This is a genomic window from Lysinibacillus sp. G4S2, from assembly GCF_030348505.1.
Classification (GTDB): Bacteria; Bacillota; Bacilli; order Bacillales_A; family Planococcaceae; genus Lysinibacillus.
This window is the reverse complement of sequence record NZ_JAUCFJ010000002.1, coordinates 2463120-2480784: the sequence shown is the minus strand read 5'-3', so window position 1 is coordinate 2480784 and position 17665 is coordinate 2463120. Positions and strand designations below refer to the sequence as shown.

15 protein-coding genes and 2 pseudogenes are annotated in these 17665 nt (G+C 35.2%); 4 read left to right on the top strand and 13 right to left on the bottom strand.

What is annotated here, in order from left to right:
• The first annotated feature begins 358 nt into the window (after window positions 1–358).
• The 3 genes from QUF91_RS12700 to QUF91_RS12690 all read left to right on the top strand — a co-directional run bounded on the left by QUF91_RS12700 (window position 359) and on the right by QUF91_RS12690 (window position 1795).
• Complete coding sequence (locus tag QUF91_RS12700; protein ID WP_285400046.1) at window positions 359–976, top strand: hypothetical protein; 618 nt, start codon at window positions 359–361, stop codon at window positions 974–976.
• A gap of 89 nt (window positions 977–1065) precedes the next feature.
• Entirely contained in the window at window positions 1066–1320 is a 255-nt protein-coding gene (locus QUF91_RS12695; RefSeq protein WP_289418006.1) for a hypothetical protein, read from the top strand.
• Window positions 1321–1477: 157 nt separating this feature from the next.
• Entirely contained in the window at window positions 1478–1795 is a 318-nt protein-coding gene (locus QUF91_RS12690) for a hypothetical protein (protein WP_289418005.1), read from the top strand.
• Window positions 1796–1897: 102 nt separating this feature from the next.
• Here QUF91_RS12690 and QUF91_RS12685 read toward each other — a convergent pair whose 3' ends face one another.
• From QUF91_RS12685 to QUF91_RS12635, 11 genes and pseudogenes are all read right to left on the bottom strand, one after another.
• Window positions 1898–2773 carry a phosphotransferase family protein gene (locus QUF91_RS12685; protein ID WP_289418004.1) on the bottom strand — a complete coding sequence of 292 codons (876 nt, stop codon included), beginning with the start codon at window positions 2771–2773 and terminating at the stop codon, window positions 1898–1900.
• A 151-nt stretch (window positions 2774–2924) separates the two neighbouring features.
• Window positions 2925–3504 (bottom strand): annotated as a pseudogene (locus QUF91_RS12680) (SMI1/KNR4 family protein).
• Between the two features lie 56 nt (window positions 3505–3560).
• A complete protein-coding gene (locus tag QUF91_RS12675) occupies window positions 3561–4688 on the bottom strand; it encodes an IS4 family transposase (RefSeq protein ID WP_289417678.1) in 1128 nt (375 codons plus the stop codon).
• Window positions 4689–4895: 207 nt separating this feature from the next.
• Complete coding sequence (locus QUF91_RS12670; protein WP_289418003.1) at window positions 4896–5615, bottom strand: metallophosphoesterase family protein; 720 nt, start codon at window positions 5613–5615, stop codon at window positions 4896–4898.
• A gap of 656 nt (window positions 5616–6271) precedes the next feature.
• A complete protein-coding gene (locus QUF91_RS12665) occupies window positions 6272–6985 on the bottom strand; it encodes an MraY family glycosyltransferase (protein WP_289418002.1) in 714 nt (237 codons plus the stop codon).
• A 185-nt stretch (window positions 6986–7170) separates the two neighbouring features.
• Window positions 7171–7311 (bottom strand): annotated as a pseudogene (locus QUF91_RS12660) (SMI1/KNR4 family protein); the annotation flags it as partial.
• Between the two features lie 566 nt (window positions 7312–7877).
• Window positions 7878–9506 (bottom strand): amidohydrolase, encoded by a 1629-nt coding sequence (locus QUF91_RS12655; protein ID WP_289420069.1) that lies wholly within the window; start codon window positions 9504–9506, stop codon window positions 7878–7880.
• A gap of 31 nt (window positions 9507–9537) precedes the next feature.
• The gene (locus tag QUF91_RS12650; protein WP_285398626.1) at window positions 9538–9819 is read right to left on the bottom strand and encodes a cupin domain-containing protein; all 282 of its coding nucleotides are present in this window, start codon (window positions 9817–9819) and stop codon (window positions 9538–9540) included.
• A 39-nt stretch (window positions 9820–9858) separates the two neighbouring features.
• Window positions 9859–11313, bottom strand: coding sequence for an MATE family efflux transporter (locus QUF91_RS12645; RefSeq protein WP_289418001.1), 1455 nt, complete (start codon window positions 11311–11313; stop codon window positions 9859–9861).
• Window positions 11314–11356: 43 nt separating this feature from the next.
• Window positions 11357–12829, bottom strand: a complete 1473-nt coding sequence (locus QUF91_RS12640; RefSeq protein WP_289418000.1) for an aldehyde dehydrogenase family protein — start codon at window positions 12827–12829, stop codon at window positions 11357–11359.
• A gap of 13 nt (window positions 12830–12842) precedes the next feature.
• On the bottom strand, window positions 12843–14129 hold the full coding sequence (locus tag QUF91_RS12635; protein ID WP_285398623.1) for an NAD(P)/FAD-dependent oxidoreductase: 1287 nt from the start codon (window positions 14127–14129) through the stop codon (window positions 12843–12845).
• A gap of 183 nt (window positions 14130–14312) precedes the next feature.
• Between QUF91_RS12635 and QUF91_RS12630 the strand changes: the two genes are divergently transcribed.
• Window positions 14313–15545, top strand: coding sequence for a MerR family transcriptional regulator (locus tag QUF91_RS12630; protein ID WP_285398622.1), 1233 nt, complete (start codon window positions 14313–14315; stop codon window positions 15543–15545).
• A gap of 300 nt (window positions 15546–15845) precedes the next feature.
• On the opposite strand, the gene QUF91_RS12625 is transcribed toward QUF91_RS12630, so the two are convergent.
• On the bottom strand, window positions 15846–16265 hold the full coding sequence (locus QUF91_RS12625) for an ester cyclase (protein ID WP_289417999.1): 420 nt from the start codon (window positions 16263–16265) through the stop codon (window positions 15846–15848).
• Between the two features lie 124 nt (window positions 16266–16389).
• Window positions 16390–17118, bottom strand: a complete 729-nt coding sequence (locus tag QUF91_RS12620) for a CPBP family intramembrane glutamic endopeptidase (protein WP_289417998.1) — start codon at window positions 17116–17118, stop codon at window positions 16390–16392.
• Between the last annotated feature and the right edge of the window lie 547 nt (window positions 17119–17665).

Below are 17665 nucleotides of genomic sequence, written 5' to 3'. Positions count from 1 at the left end.
AAATGTCTTTCGTTGTTGGATTGTCATAGCATCCACCATATAAACCCTTCCCCTAAAATTGATAAAACACCATTCCGAACATCATGACAGCCACTATCATTTTGATAAATGGCTTTAAATAGTTTAACTCCTCTTCAGTAAGGTGAATCAAATGTTTCCCTTCTTTATTGCGATCTTTATTACGAGTGAAATTCTTTGAAATTACTTTTTACATTAGATTTTGTAACTATCAGCTAATTGAACTGTCGTTAATACACGACAGTTGTCATACACTATAATTTGTAATTGATTCATAGGTAAAACCTTCTAAAGGGTCCTTTCTTTTATCGAATATTTACAAATTAAGGAGTTGTTATGAATGTCTTCAAAAAAAGTCTCGATCGGTCTTACTCAATTTACAGACTTTACTTTCAAAGGCGTTACTGGTAAAACTTCAATGGTTAGACAAATAAAATATCAAGATGAATACAATCCTGCTTTTGATTACTGGAAACCTTTACGAGATGGTATCCGAAAATTCCATCAGAACAAATTTAGTAATGATTATCTGCTTTCTATTGCTCAAAAGGTTTCTGAAGCTAAACAGAAAAATTACCTTGAAGCAGTTAAAGCACATTTAAAATTTATTAAAAATAAAGAAGTTGAATGGTTTGAACCAGGCAAATCCAATTGGTATAGCGAATATATAACTGTTCGTTCATCACCAGAACTAGGATTAAAAATTGACGGAGTTCCCCACTTAATCAAGTTATATTTCAAAGGGAAGGACGAGCGAATTGATAAAAACAAATGTCGCTCATCTTTGACACTATTAAATCAATCTGAATTCACCATTGAGCATGCTCCTGATGTAAAACCTGCCATTTTAAATGTCCAAAAAGGTAAATTAATTTCAGATACCCCCTCCACCGAAGACCACCTAATTGCTCTAGAATCTGAAGCAGCACAATTTATGGTCATCTGGAATAGAATTTAATCAAGTCTAAATCGTGCACCACGAGTGAAGCGGCTCAACAGACGCCCCCCCAGGAAGCTTTGCTTTGTGCGACAGCGTAGTGACAGCAATTGTTTTATCTGTGCGAAAGCGAAGCGGCAGCAACAGCAACAACAACAACAACAACAACAACAACAACAAATGTTTTATCTGCGCGAAAGCGACAAATGTTTTCTGAAGCGACAGCAAAGCGGCAGCTACAAATGTTTTCTGTAGCGAAAGCAAAGCGGCAGCTACCAAGCGCCCAGTCGGAACGGAAATCAATCACATGTTATGGTGATGAGCCAATAAGTTTGATAAAAATCACCTCTCTAGTTATTTTTTAAGGTGGTTTTTTAATGAATACTTGAAGTTTATCTTGTGAAAAATTTCATTTAAACTAACTGGTCAGTTTATTTTTGCGAATAATCTGATTAATTTTGAAATTCTGGTATGAATTGATTATAATTAGCATTAAATACCAAAGTTAATGAGGTGAGTCACTTGAGTAAAAGTAAGTTATTCGTAATCTTTTTAATCTTCATTTTTGTAGGAATATTTGCAGCGGTTTTTTATACTCTTAGTGATGTTCTAATTGAAAAAACAGTTAAAATTGATGAACAAAATATCGTGGAAAAAAATGGTGAATACTATCTTTTAATTGATGAACGTGAGTTGTATTTATCGAAGAATTTTTACGATAAAATCGAATTAGAAAAATACAACGAATACAAAATTAAGTATGTTTACAATCGATTGAAAAAAACTGATGGTGAAGTCGTGATGCTAAAAAGATATGGTGAACAACCGTGGGGTAAATAACGGATTGTAAGGCTTGAAGTTTAATAAATAGATTGTTTGTCGTGTTTCTTCTTTAACTAAAGGGGGGGGCTTTAGGCTCACTTAATTGAACAAGCAAGCAATCTATCTATAATCTTTAATTCCACTTTCAAAAGCCTGTCTATCGTCATTCTCCATCCCGTGCAATGCTTCTTGTAAAGCAAATGTACTTTTATAAAATTTAACTCGTTCAGATATTGCATTACCGTTAGGATATAGGTTTATACACATATCAAAAAAATCTTCACCATAGCTGGAGAGTATTCCAGCAAAGTCATACGCTGGATCTCCTAAACCGGAACCACCAAAATCTATTATCCCTGAAATCATACTTGTTTCTGGATTCCACAAGATGTTAGATGCTCCGAAATCTCCGTGTATAAGTGTTATTTCTAAATTTGAGAATGCTTCCCCTTTCAGGAACATTTCAAAGGATTCTGATATTTCCTTTTGAGCGTCTTTTCTGATAAAAGGAAATAATTTATTTTGAATCTTATCATTCAGGTTATACATCTCTTCATTAGGATTACGAACCTTCAGTTTCAAATCTCGACTTGCTTTTTCTCCTGAAATAGAATGAAGTTCTACAAGAAAAGAAACAAGTTGTTTTGCCAACCTTTTAACCAATTCAACACTCTTAATACCTGTTAAACTTTCCTTCCACAAAGGAACACCATTTATTAGGTTATAGCCAGTGAAGACCTTACCCGGTTCTAGCATTTCAAAAGACTGATAAATCGGATTCGGAATGGGAATGGAGACGATACCTTTAATGTATTTCAAAATTTCCGTCTCTCTTCTTAATTGAATTATTCCATTTTTATATTTTGGAAATCTAAAAACCAAAGATTTGTTTACAATTAACACATCATTATTCTGACCAATTTCATTAGGATAAAAGTCTTCAATGGAAAGGTCAGAATATAACGATTGAATGTTTTCAATATAGTTATTATTCATTTAGAAATCCCCCCTTTTGGTCTCTTTCTATTATTTTGATTCCCAAACTCTTTCCCTCGTGTGTTTAAGTGTATTTATCCAAAATCCGTCACAATTACAGCATCCCTAATAAACGTGACTTTTTTTCAGTCAATACCTAGATTGCAAAAGGTTACTCTTCTTCGGATTTCAGAAAAACGAAACCATCGTCAATAAGATCCTGTAAATACTCATCAAAGCTGTTGGCAATCACTTCATATTGATCTGGGTCGTGCAAAAAGCGAATGATTTGACCGCATATACCTTCTTCGGAAGGGTTAAAATCAATAAAGAGTCTCGATGAACCACCATTGTTCATACAGTCAGAAAAATGAATATACGTCCCTGGGAGAAGTCCCTCCGGATTTATCTTAGGGTCAACAGCCTCCTCGTCATCTTGGTATTCTAAAAGATAGGAGATGTCTTCTTCTTCTTTTGAACTTTCGAGCATTTGCTGTGTAGACAGTAAATAATATGGATATTTACCTTCTTCAACATCTGATCCTAAAATACAAATTGCAATTTTGTTTCCGCCAATATGTACCATCAATATTTTCAAGTAGACAGATTAGTGATTCTGGACAATTTGGATATTCTGACCTTAGTGTATCAATATCCTCTTTTGTAGCACCGCACGCTGTATTTAGTGCCTCTAACTCATCTGTTGATAATGCTGCTTTTAAGCCGTTTAGAAAATTATTTACCAAATCCATTCTTTCGTCCTCCAAATAATAAAATATAAAATTGCACACGTGTTGATTAACCAAAATTATACAGTAGTTGAATGATTTATGTTCCAATGAAACACCAGGATTTCTTTCACCCTGATTCGCCATTCTATTGGCAGGGCAGCACAAAGAAACATCCGTGTAAAACCTACGAATGATAAGGGTTTGATATTATTTTTCTTATTCCCTTGTGTATGAAGAAATTTCAAACAAACATAGGCAATAAGGGCTACGAATAGCTGATTGAATACAGCATTTTTTGTTGTTCCGAATAGAACAGGTACGTTCAAGTTTTGTTTAATCCAACGGAAAAAATTTTCAATCGCCCAACGTGACTTATACATGTTGGCAATTTCTTCAGCGGTGATATCCATTAAACTTGTCACGACACGTATTTCTTTATCTTCATGATCTATGAATTGAACGACACGATGGCGTTTTTTCGTTTGTTTTTGTGGCGTCCCAAGCGTACAAGTAAAATCAGCTGTCACATTGGAATCGTTGGTACGACTACCTTGGAGCGATTTTTTGCGATTTAATTGCACATTGTCTTTTAAACGTAACACAAAATGTTGATATTCTTTCAGGTAGCGATCGACTTTATCAATAGAAAAGTAGGCACGGTCACAAACGAGGATAAACCTTTTATCTTCAAGGAATTCGCCAATGGGACCATCATGTTTTAAACCGGTTGTTTCTACGACTTTTAAGGGCATCGCAGTTTCATTAGTAAAACTAACATGTAATTTGATTCCTGAACGTTCGCCGTGATAGACAGCCCAAGGTAATCTTGTTTTGCCTACTGTAATGGTAGTTGAATCAACGGCTAATAATCTTTTCGGCAATTTCAATTTACGACGAGCTGCACGGTTGAGCTTCCCGACAATCACTTCAAAAATTCGTTTGATGATGCCATAATCAAGTGCCTTTAAATGTTTAGAAAGCGATGAATGATTCACCGAAACAAGACCGTTACTTGGACCCACATCCGCTGCGTGGCGTAAACTTTTCCACTCGTTCGTGGCAGCACCAATTAAATACGAAATGAGCGTGGGAACTGTACATTTTCGTGCTGTTTCTACATAACCGAATTCGCTTAAGATTGATTGCCATTCTTCCTCTGAAAGAAAGGTTTGAATGAGTGTAAAAATCGTGTTATTCTTGTTCAAGAGAGATTCCTCATTTCGTAATTGTTTGTGTAGTAACTAACATTTTACATGAGAATCTCTCTTTTTGTATAATTTTTATTGGAAGAAATTAGATAATCAACACGCGTGATAAAATTGATTTGTTAAGCTATATACCAATCAGTACAGACTTTCTCGAAAGCCTTATTGCATCTCTTGTGTCGCGCCGATTATTGAATAAAAACATCACTAAGCATTTCGATAATTTGCAAACATAATTTCATCATAATATTTATCTAAATCGGGCAAACCCAACTCTTCTGCAATTATAAGTTCAGCCTGCCTGTCATAATCTACTCTAATAAATTGAATGGCATTGTTTGAATGTGTTGCATCTAGGATCGCATATGAAGCTGAAGTTAAGTCAAGTGAATTCCCAACACTGCCAACGTTACACAGAATACCCTTTTTATATGTATGTAAAAAGGTTGTATGTATATCTCCGTAGAATACAATGTCAGGGATTTTATTGTAATTGATTGAATTTGTTGCTTCACTATTCTCAAACATAGATAAACGCTTTTCAATTGGATGACTTACCGAGATACGTTCAAATTCACTTCTTGGAGAAGCATGGAAAAACCTTATTAATTGTCCATTTAATTCAATATCAATATTAAATGGTAACGAACTTAGGTACTGATAATCTTTTTCTGTTAATCTATCTTTGAACCACTGTATAAAATCATTATCAGTGGGTGATTGAATAAATACATCCCAGTTGCCTCGAACTACTCGTTCGCAGTTCTTTTGGATGAGTTCTATACATTCAGAACCTTGGGGACCTTTGCCGATTAAATCACCTAAACAAAAAATTCTTTCTATCTTCCTTAGTCGAATGTCTTTTAAAACTGCTTCTAATGCTGTTTTATTCCCGTGGATATCTGAAATAATTGCAATTTTCGTCACAAAGCTTCCCCCTCATAAATTCCATCTATTCTCTATATTTGCTTCTCCATGTTATTCAACAAAATACTTTTTAATCCCTTTAATCCCAAAAAACTAAATAGAACACCAGGCGTGTTGATTAACCATTTTTATACATTCAAAGAGGCTGATTTCCGCTACGGGCTACTCGCTTTGCCGCTGACGCTTCGCTTTCGCGCAGAGCAAGGCTTCCTGCGGGCGAGCGTCGAGCCGCTTCCTCCGCTCTGCTCCGTGCAGGGTCTCGTCTGTCTCGCTTTCCCGCGGGAGTCGAGTAGCCCTACGCTACAATCAGTTAAAATGGAAATATATTGGCAAAGTGATAACAAAAAAATCCTTTTACCACTCAATAATAAACCTATTTTTTTCCTAATCAACACGCTTGATAGAACACAAAAAAAGAAGTACATATTTCTGTCTTTAACATAAAGAAAGATCACAAAAACCCCTTTAGTCAAAACATAAAAGGGGCAAAACGATGCAACTTTGTTTTAAACGGTACGACTTTATTATATAGGGAAAAATCCCCTTCAACCTTTATTTAACAGCAAATGTAAAAACTTCATTTTGAAAAAAGGTTGATCAAAATGGAGTTAATCTTTCAAACTAAGTATAAAGTTTTTATAAAAAAGTTTGAGTTTCTAAATAAAGCGATATTTACGTGAAAATTGAGTGATAACCAAAATACTAGTTAACCCAACAATGAAATACCATATTGTATTAAAAGGAACTATGTACATTAATACACCAAATAAATTAGCTGTTAAAAAGCTAACTGTAATTGATTGTACATTCGTAATTTTATCTTGAATTAAATAATATAAAGTGAATGGTAGTACTAAAGTAAATACCGGAATATAAATTGTTACAATAGATGTTTCAATGAGGGATATTGAAAGCACAGCTATTATGAAACCTATTGACGTATTAAGCGTTCTCCCCACAAATACTTTACCAGTATAATAGCCGTATAGCAGAATAAACATAAGCGTTAAACTGGAACAAATCCCCGTTATTAAAACAAATGGATGACCTATGAAGAAAGCTGCTATTGAGAAAAAAACTAAAGAAACGAATGGCAGCAGCAATATTGAAGGATTTTGCACTTTTTCTATATTCATTACATTTGTAAAACCTACAAGAAGTAATAAAGTAAATGGAACCGTCAAATATCCTAATTCGAAGTAATCACCTAAACTAATATAACTAACCTCGAGTTTGCCGACCATTATTATTACAAGTGAAGCACAAATTTGACCAAGTACCCCCCAAATGCTTGATAATTTAAAAGCTTGAGTAAGCTTAACCGAAATTACAATTGTAACGACACCAATAAATAAAGCTAAATATAACAAATTTTCACCTCCCAAAATAAATCTCACTTAGAATTATACAGTATGTGTAAAAAATAACACAAATACCATAGTAATGCCTAAACAACTCTTGCCCTCGTTTGTTTAAGGGTATTTTATCCACAATCCTTCGCATCTTTTTTATAAAAAGCGTGACTTTATTTCAGTCAATACTAGATTACAAAAGGTTACTCTTCTTCGGATTCCAGAAAAATGAAACCATCGTCAATAAGATCCTGTAAATACTCATCAAAGCTGTTGGCAATCACTTCATATTGATTAAGGGCGTGCAAAAAGCGAATGATTAGACCGCATACACCTTCTTCAGATGTAAATCTGATATTTAGAAAATGAGAGTTATTTTGATAAACGCCATTATGGAAAGAACTTCCACAATGGCGTTTTCCCATAAGTCTAACTGAGTAAGTTGGATTACGCAAAGTACCAAATCGTCATAGCAATACTTGTATTCGCTCGTAAATTTGAATAATTGGTTAAGAAGGGCATTGAACCTGCCCATCTTAACTTAATATATTCCTAAAATGCAAACCTTTGTAAAATACAATTCCACCCAATTAAAAAAAGTGGCATGACAAGATTCACGTCATGCCACTTTTCATTTGCCCTTCTGAATCAAATATATCTTCACTCCTTAATAAAATGTCACTGAAAACTAATGGAGATCAAAAAAACAAGGTCTAAATCAGGACGCAAACCACAAATTCTCAGATGAAAGTATAATAGGATTTTGCCCTTTAATAACACAAAAATCCCCGAATAGGTCCACTATTCGGGGTTCCGTTCATAGTAAGGTTCACCAATAGGTACAAATCACGTGATTTTTATACATACAAACTGGCGTATAGGAGTATTCAGCATACTATCATTTAATAATCTATACTCGATTTAGTTCCACAAAATTTTCTTTAGAATAGATCATTTCACCATCGATCATAGTTTTTTCTACTTTTAAATCTTTAATTTGGTCTGGGCTGACATTTAAAATGCTGTCATTAAGGACTACTAAATCGGCTAACTTACCAACCTCGATGCTCCCTTTTATATCTTCTTCAAAACTCGCATAAGCACCATTCCATGTATATAGTTTTATAGCCTCCATAACACTTATGCATTGACTGGAACCAATATCCATACCCGACTGGCTTTTTCTATTAACAGCAACATGAATTCCTAATAAAGGGTTAATATCAGTAACTGGCGCATCTGATCCACCTGCTGCTATGATCCCCTGATCAATATAATCACGGGCAGCGTACATATGTTGAACGCGATCACCGTAATGCCTTACATAAATCTCTCCGAATTCATACGGAAATGGAGGATTTGGAATCGGTATAATTCCAAGTTTTTTCATTCTTTCTTGTAAATCTGGCGATGAGATTCCCGCATGCTCAATTCGATGGCGATGGTTTGTTCTTGGTGATTCCTCAATCGCCTTTTCCACACAATTTAAATACATTTCAATGGCTTTATCACCTTGTGCATGTACAGTGAGTTGATATCCTTTTTTATGTGCTTCTCCTAAAACTTCGTAAATTTCTTCCTCACTTTGATATAGAATGCCATAATTGTTTGGGTCACTGTCGTATGGCTTACGGGTCGCAATGGTAGGCCCAGTGCTACTTCCATCTGTAAACATTTTTGCCGGTCCTACTTTAAATCTTTCATCTCCTGTACCAGTTACTACACCAGATTCCATCATTTTATGGACAAATTCTTGGGAGTTATTTATCTGACATATCATTGCGTATACTCTGACGCGAATATCCCTGCTTTTCACAGCCTGTTGCAGTATGCGGAAACTATCAGGTCCTTGTCCTCCAGCATCATGGACACTTGTTAAGCCCGAAGCAATGAAATGATCTGATGCAATTTTTACAGCCTGTCTTTGTTCATCTTCTGTATGTCTTGCAACATCGCTCATTTCCATATTTGCTGCTTCAATTAATTTTCCTGTCAATTTCCCTTCAAGATCTCTTTCAATAACTCCCCCGTCAGGATCTGGTGTATTTTCGTTTATTTGCGCTAGTTCAAGTGCTTTACTATTTAAAACACTGATATGATTACAAGTACGCGATATCATAATTGGATGTTCTACTGAAATTGCATTCAGTTCATCGATTGTTGGATACCTCATTTCCTTTACAGCGGTTTCATTGAATCCAAAAGCCCGTATCCATTCACCCTTAGGCGTCTCTAAGGATTTCTTTTTCAAATCATCTAATAAAACCTCAATGGAATCGATATGCTCAGCTTTACAATTTATCGCCAACTGATTCAATCCATAATACGTTAAGTGAATATGAGAATCTATAAATCCAGGAAGAAGTGTTTTTCCTTGCAAATCGATGACAGTCGTTTTTTCTCCTATAAAACTATTAACCTTACTATTTAAACCTACAAAGATAATGCGATTATCTTTAACAGCTAAAGCCTCTGCTACTGTATTCTTTTGATCTACTGTGATTACTTCTCCATTAATAAATACAACTTCAGCTTCCACTTTTGTTACTCCCATAGTACACCTCCAATATTTATTTCAAATCAATTTCTTGGTTTAATATAAAATTCTTTTTTACAAGGACAGGACAATCCCATTCACAGACTAGATCTTTAGCTAAAGAAGCTACCCATCCCTTCGTAAGATGATATTTTTTTTCGTCAACGGTAATGAACACTTCTCCATCTGTTACATAGAAAACCTCTTGTTCTTCTAGGTGCCACATTCCTTTATCCGTTTCACCTACCCATGGTTCCCACGTATCAACACTTAGTTGTTTAGCTTCTTCCTCTGTTACTTCTTTCGCAAAAAACATTTTTAACATCCCTCTTTCGTTTGATAGATTAGCAGAGTTCTATAAACTTAGCTTATTCGTATTCATTTCATTTAAATATTTGAATTCTTTATTCGCACTCATTCCATTTAAATATTTAAATTCTTTTCTTATAAAATAAAGGGCGATGAGTACACCAGGTATTTCTGCAACAGGGGCTGAGTACCAAACACCTTCAACACCCCAGAATTTCGGAAGTATAAACATTAACGGGACCATAAACACTAGCATTTTACTTGCTACAATAAATGTTGCCGTCCAGTTTCGCTCCTGTGCTTCGTAATAGCCAGAAATAAGCGTATTAATCGCATTTAATGTAAACAATAAATTAAAGACGATAGTTGTCCAAACACCTAGTTGATGTAATTCTGGATCTCCGCCGGCGAAAAACGCCACTATTGGATCCGCAAAAATGATAAGCATAGTAGTAGAAATTACAAAGAATATTGTCGTAAAAATGAGTCCGAACTTGATGGCCTCTTTAACACGATCAAAATTACCAGCACCGTAATTATAACTAATGATTGGTTGAAGTCCTGTCATTCCACCGAGCGCTGCTAAGGAAAGCAGGTTTGTAATATAGCCGTTTTGAATAGTGAAAGCGGCTACGTGCAACCCACCACCGTATTCTTGAAGTAAATTATTCGTGAATATTATGGCAAAAAACATCATAACTAGACCCGAGAAAGAGGCAAATCCCGTCCAAGCCACTTCACCGATTTTTTTGAGTTGAATCTTAATATCTTTCATTTTTGGCTTCAGTTTTGTTTTACCAAACCAAAAATATAATATTAGTAGGGTGGGAATTGATTGAGCAATTGTGTTGCCCCATGATGACCCCATCATTCCCATGTCAAGTTTCGTAACCATTACCCATTCTACAACTACGGCAACAACAGCAGCCACTAACCAACTGTACATGGATAATATAGGTTTTTCATCGATAGTAGTTAAAATACTAAGTACAACAGCTAATATCGTTAATGGCAGTGAAATCCATAATAGGCGGCTGTATTCTATCGCATAAGGAAGAGACTCACTGCTCGCACCAAATAATAGCATCAATTCTTTTTCAAAGATCAATCCTAATACAGCTATCAAAGTAGAGACGAATAGTGTGAACCATAGGGTTTGACCCAATATTGATCTACCTTCTTCTACCTTCCCTTTACCTAGCCGGAGAGCAATAACTGCTCCTGCTCCTACTCCAAAAAGAATCCCTACCATACGAGTAATAACCGTTACTGTGAAACCAATTCCGATCCCTTCAATTTCTAAAACCGAAAAATAGCCGACGAAATGACCATCAATAAGGGCAAAAACCCCCAGAATCAAGTTAGCCATGATTCCCGCTAAAGCAAACCGAAAATACAGTGAAGGAATACTTTTTGTTCCTAGTATTGAATCCTTCTCCAAGTTATTTAATACTTCTCCTTGATCTTTCTTTAGAGAAGGGCGATTTTCTTTATCCCCCATAGGCATATCCCCCTATATATTCAATTTTAGTAGCAAGTTAACTTTAATTTTCATACCAACCTACAGGCTTAGCTTTCTGATGAATATTAATCTGCTTCATTTCCATAAAGTGTTCTAGTCCAGCAACACCCAATGATCTGCCAATTCCACTTTGCTTATACCCTCCCCAAGGGCTATCAATATAAGCTAAGTGATAACTATTTATCCAAGTAATTCCTGCCCGCAATTTACTAACCACACGTCTTGCGCGATCCATATCTTCCGTAAATACAGCAGCCGCTAATCCATAAATGGAGTCATTCGCTTTTTGGACTGCCTCTTCCTCATCTTTAAATTTCTCTACAACAAGAACTGGACCAAAAATTTCCTCCTTAACAATACGCATGTTCGAATTTACATCTGCAAAGATCGTTGGAGCGACAAAAAATCCTTTATCAAGCCCATTTTCCGTTATGCGATTACCACCGCATACTAATCTTGCGCCTTCTTCAATTCCAACTTTAATGTATTGTAAAACCTCATTCATATGGGACTCACTTGTAAGTGCCCCCATTTCAATAACCTCACTTTCCCCATTGCCAACTACAATTTTGTTTGCACGTTCTGCCAATCTCTCTACAAACCTATCATAAATAGTCTCATGTACTAGTAAACGTGAAGCGGCTGTACAAACTTGACCCGCATTATGGAAAATGCCGAACATTGCATTTTCGACTGCCGTTTCAAAATCCACATCATCAAATACTATCAGTGGTGATTTCCCCCCCAGCTCAAGCGTGACATTTTTCATATTGCCAGCAGCAGCTCGCAATATGCTTTGTCCCGCTGTTGTTCCGCCGGTAAGGGTTACCTGGTCAACTTCAAAACTCTCAGCAAGCTCGTTCCCCATTTTGGATCCAGGTCCTAAAATCAAATTGGCCACACCTGCTGGAAGACCGACCTCTTCGAAAATTTCAAATAATTTGTATGCGCTTACAGGAGTGACTTCAGCAGGCTTAAGTACAACTGTATTTCCTGCGGCAAGGGCCGGAGCAATAGACTGAGCAGCTATCATAAGTGGAAAATTCCATGGGACAATTAAACCACAAACACCTATCGGTTCCTGAGTAATAATCGTTTCCGAAGAATCCTCGCGGTTATAGGATTTCTCTTTAATAAGTTTGATCTGGTCTCCATAATAGCGGAAGATTTGAATAGTAGCGGGAATATCCACATTTGTCGTTGCACGGATAACCTTACCGTTATTTTCTGTTTCCAAAAGTGCTATTTCTGCCGCCTTTTCTTTAAGACGATCTGCTATCTTATAAAGATAATTCGCTCTTTCATCTGTTGATAAATTTGACCAGATGCCACTATCAAACGCTACACGAGCTGCCTTGATTGCCAATTTTGTATCTTCTACTGTTCCACTAGCAGCCGAAGCCATTACCTCTCCAGTTGCTGGATTTAAAATGTCTTTTCTTCCACTTGATAACGATTCTCTCCATTTCCCATCAATAAACATATCAATTTTCAATTGTATCTCTCCCTTATCTAATTTTATCTAGCACTTTGAATCCGATATGTGCGAGGTTTACCAACATCGTTTTTTGATTATAAAATGGGATTGTTTTTAAACGTTCCTTTTCAAAACGATATCCTCCTGCATCTCCCGTAACAATCCATTGAGCCAATAACTTACCGAACAAAGTGCTAAGCGATGCTCCATGTCCAGAATAACCTGTTGCAAAATAGGCACCTTCTTTAGATCTACCTACAACTGGAAAAGTGTCCATAGTTACTCCAATAAATCCACCCCATTTGTAATCGATCTTGCTTCCAGCCAATTTTGGCATAGTTGTAACCATAGCATTATAAACACTCTGGTAGACGCTATCCCCTAAGTTTGGTCGGATATCCCCCCCTCCAAAAATCATTCGATTATCAGGTGTACGACGGAAATAGTATAAAAAATTGCTTGTATCGAAAACCATACGATCTTTAGGAATAACGGCATTTAACAGTGCTTCCGGAAGCTGTTCTGTAGCAATAATACGTGCTGAGATAGGGAGTACACCTTTGTTTAACTCATTTATGATTTTCCCGGAGTAGCCATCTGTAGCCACAATAATATCCCTTGCAGTAACAACCCCATTTGCTGTTACAACTTTCACACTTGATTGGCCATATTCAATTGATAGCGCTTTCGAAAACTCAAAGATTTTCGCACCAACTGATTTAGCGGCTTCTGCCAAACCAATTGCATAGTTCAACGGATGGAATGAGTAGCTTGAATTGTCAACTAAGCAACCATGATAAATTGGAGAATCAATCTCTTCATGTAACTGACTTTTATCAAGTACACTTGATTCATATCCGAAATTTTTATTTAAGTATTCGCTTTCAGCTTTCAATCCTTCAAAATGTTTCGCCTTGAAAGCTGTTACAATATGACCTGTCCTTCTAAAATCACAGTTAATTTGATGCTCTTCTATAATTTCTTTTACTAGCTCAACACTAAGCAATGAAAGATTATTTAGTTGTTCCGCCTCGACAGACCCATATTTTTTAGAAAGCTCCTGCATTGTTGGTTTATAGCCTGGTAAGACCATTCCACCGTTACGACCGCTAGCACCATATCCAATCGATTCTTGTTCAAGCACAATAACGCTTCGCCCTAATTTTTGTAAATGATACGCAGAAGAAAGACCTGTAAATCCTGCGCCAATAATAACGACATCTGCCTCTTGATTTCCTTCAAGAGCATTCTCTTTTTTATAGCTGTTTTCAGTCGCTTTCCACAATGAAAGCGTATCCATTTTATCCATTTTATCCATATATTAATTCTCCTTTGTTGACTGATATGTTAAAATTACCCTAACAATATTCTGATTATTTAAACTTATTAGAGCTATCATAATATTTGGAGCTGACTCAAGGTCAATAGTCTTTTGTTCACTTTTTAGACAAATTTCAAAAAAAAAGTGGAGTAACTCCACTTTTTTACTGGGGGGAAATCTATGAAAATCGGTACATTTGCAAAGATTTTCGATGTTTCAATCGATACTGTTCGTTATTACATAGAACTTGGTTTGTTACTTCCAGACAAAAAAAACACTCAGTATCAAATGAATCAATCGAGCCACGATGATATGACTTTTATTGCTAAGCTAAAAAAGCTCCATTTTTCACTGCTAGAAATACAACAAATTCTATCGTATCAGCGTGTTACAAATTTCATGGACCATGAAGATCTCGTCTACTACAATACCTTGCTAATCGATAAAAAGGACCAGTTAATCCAGAAAAAAGAAGAGTTATCAAAGGCAATCCAATTAATTGATAAATCGATTCACACCAAAAATTCTGCGTCCGAAAAGGAATATTTAAAAGGTGTCCCGCTATCCTTTGTAAATATTCTCTATTGTCCAAAGTGCCACATCCCACTTGAAATGAAAGCTGTGTCGATTATTAATAATTCCATTCAAAATGGTTATTTAACTTGTACTTGTGATTACGAAGCAGTTATTGAAGAAGGTATTATCATCACCGCTAACTTGTATGAGATTTCTCCATACCCGTCCTATTTTTACGACATACAAACAATTAAAGAGATGAATCACGGGATGATAAATTTGTTTGAAAAAAGTAACTTTTGGTTTCAAAAAACACTGCAAAATATAGATTTGAAAAACAAATTAATTGTGGAAACCAACATCGATGCTTTTGTGACACTACCCAAATATAGTGATAATTTTGACTTGAGTGCATCCTATGTATTCAGTGGCTACTCACTTGAGATGCTCAAGAAGGTTAGAAAAAGGATTGAAGGTATCAATCCTTTACTTAACGTACTTTATATTTTGAATTCCGATTTAAACCTGCCATTAAAACCACTTAGTATCGATGTTTTTGTGGACAGTTTTACAACAAATGATTTTTCATTACTCAATCCACAGTTTCCTATACCTATTCTAAAAGACCGTTTCCACAGCGATTCAATCATCGTTGGGGGTTACTCTTATTACGAAAGTTCGTCCAAATCATTGAAAAATATTTCATCCATATATCCAGATTCTCACCAACACATTTTATATCCAAATTACATCGAGGAGAATTTATTAGTCAATGGCTTTCAAATAACACAAAGCGATAATATCGGTTATTGTACAGATCCTGGACCTTTTTTTGATTATCATGTTAAGGATGAAAAGTTCCACATGTTAATGTATTTAGCCCGTTCGGTAATGTAGAAGATTAAAAGGACACATCTCGCCCATTTTAGAGCGAAATGATGTCCTTTCTTCCTTTCTTCCTTTCTTATCTACTAAAAAAAGTCCTAAAATGACTAGTTTATCTCATGCCAAGACTTTTAGTAGAAGGTGTGTTGTATTTAGCGCTTCCTTTTAAATATTACAAACTCAAAAAATAGCTGTGAATTTTAATAATTAATCATTTCAATATTCGGCATGGCCTACTCATGTTTATCTAATTTGCGAGTGTATTTTAAAGGGCAAAATAAAAACACCCCGAAGGATGTTTTTAAACTGATATTAATTTTTATTACGATCGAGTTGTTTTTCGATACCCGCCCGATCAATTTGAATCCAATATTCTGCTATTTTTTCATCTTCAACTCTATATACCGCGCTTGCAATTTCAATAACCGGAAGACTTGTCGGCTGATATCCATCGACTTCTCCTACATGTGTACCAACTTGCTTCCATCGTACATATACTTTATTTCCTTGTACGATGAACTCTTGGATTTCTAATGAAAAATTGCCATATGCTTCTATCATTTCTTTTACATGTTCAGCATAGTCTTTTGGAGTTCTTAAAACCGTTAATTCCTCTTCAGAAATAACTTGGTGTGCCAGTACTTGCTCTGCCATTAATTCAGTTGCGTAATCTGGATTATGCCCTGAACGTACTTCTTCAAAAAATTTCTTAACAATTTGTTCTGGTGTCATTTGAACCCTCCACCTTTTCAATATGTATACTAACCAAGGATAACTTAATCATAAATTGCTAGATTAACAGCTTCTGTTTGAAGTCTGTCCTAGTTAGAATACAGTATCTTCATTCGTTTGACAATTATGATTTTTCATCCCCTAATCTCACAATATAATCCAATAAGAAGTGGAATAAAATAAGCGGAATAATCGAATCTAATCCAATATAAAGGATTGAAAAAAGTACTCCAAAAATTGTTGTTCTTAGAACCCCCATTACAAATCCTTGATATGTATGTGCAAGTCCAAAAAGTATAGAAGCAAGAAGAATAACTATCCACACAGATAATTCTGGAAATAAGTATGTAAAAGCAAAAATTAAAAATCCTCTATAAATAATTTCCTCTGTAACTCCAGCTGTTATAGAAACATAACCCCATAATTGTTTTTCTTTTTTACTCACAGGAAAAATCGGCGAAACTTCTGACTTTTCCCATTCCTCTGCTTTCTTTTCTGTTAATTGTCTTTTTATCTTATCACTTAAAAAATAACCCAAAATATAGTACAGCACAAAGGATAAATAAAAAATGCCTATTCCAAGTCCTATATAGGTAATCCAAGTTCCAAGAACCTCTGTATTTATTCTTGGCATTTTCAACCCAATTTGTTGTAAAGTGAGGTCAGTAAATGCTACTAACAATAAAATAAATACAGTTGGAATCCAAATACCAATCATCGTATTTATATAATATTTGATTCTAGCGCCATCATATATTTCTACATTTTTTTTAAATTTTTGAAACCCAAAATAACCTATAATCGGCTCGTAAAACAATAGAAAAACTATAACTACCCAAAATCCTACCTCCAAAAAATCAACTCCTAATAACCATATTTTCAAATTCAAAAGTCCATGACATAAGCATAAGCACAACCTATAACCTTTTATCTAACTCCCCTTCCTTCTAAACTACTGACGGACACCACTTCATTTCCGATTCATTTTTTTAAAAATTTTTTAAAGAAATCAATTTCAAAAATCAAATTTGTTTTTAAAATCATGCTGCTTGATTTTAGCCACTTACACATCAAAGTTATGAAGCGTATAGCCACTGACACTTTTACATTATTCTTTTGTAAGATTTAGACTTCTAGCTGGTTTTTAGCAAGTCCTTTGAAAATAAATTACCTTAATAAATTATTTATACACTTTTATTGACATAAACTCTTTTAAAGTGTAATATTACACTATCAAGGAGGTAATATAGATAAAATGAATTGAAAGTACATCAGTAATAAAATAAATTTTCACACGAAAAACTGGCTCAGAGCAGTTAAACCACTTTTAACATTGTGAAATCATTTTAGAGATGTAACTAAAACATACGTTTACACATTACAATACGGATTTAACGAAT

Coding starts and splice junctions, on each gene's coding strand:
- QUF91_RS12645 (WP_289418001.1), bottom strand. CDS start 11,313: ATGGGGGATAAAGAAAATCGCCCTTCTCTAAAGAAAGATCAAGGAGAA.
- QUF91_RS12685 (WP_289418004.1), bottom strand. CDS start 2,773: ATGAATAATAACTATATTGAAAACATTCAATCGTTATATTCTGACCTT.
- QUF91_RS12625 (WP_289417999.1), bottom strand. CDS start 16,265: ATGACACCAGAACAAATTGTTAAGAAATTTTTTGAAGAAGTACGTTCA.
- QUF91_RS12650 (WP_285398626.1), bottom strand. CDS start 9,819: ATGTTTTTTGCGAAAGAAGTAACAGAGGAAGAAGCTAAACAACTAAGT.
- QUF91_RS12700 (WP_285400046.1), top strand. CDS start 359: ATGTCTTCAAAAAAAGTCTCGATCGGTCTTACTCAATTTACAGACTTT.
- QUF91_RS12635 (WP_285398623.1), bottom strand. CDS start 14,129: ATGGATAAAATGGATAAAATGGATACGCTTTCATTGTGGAAAGCGACT.
- QUF91_RS12630 (WP_285398622.1), top strand. CDS start 14,313: ATGAAAATCGGTACATTTGCAAAGATTTTCGATGTTTCAATCGATACT.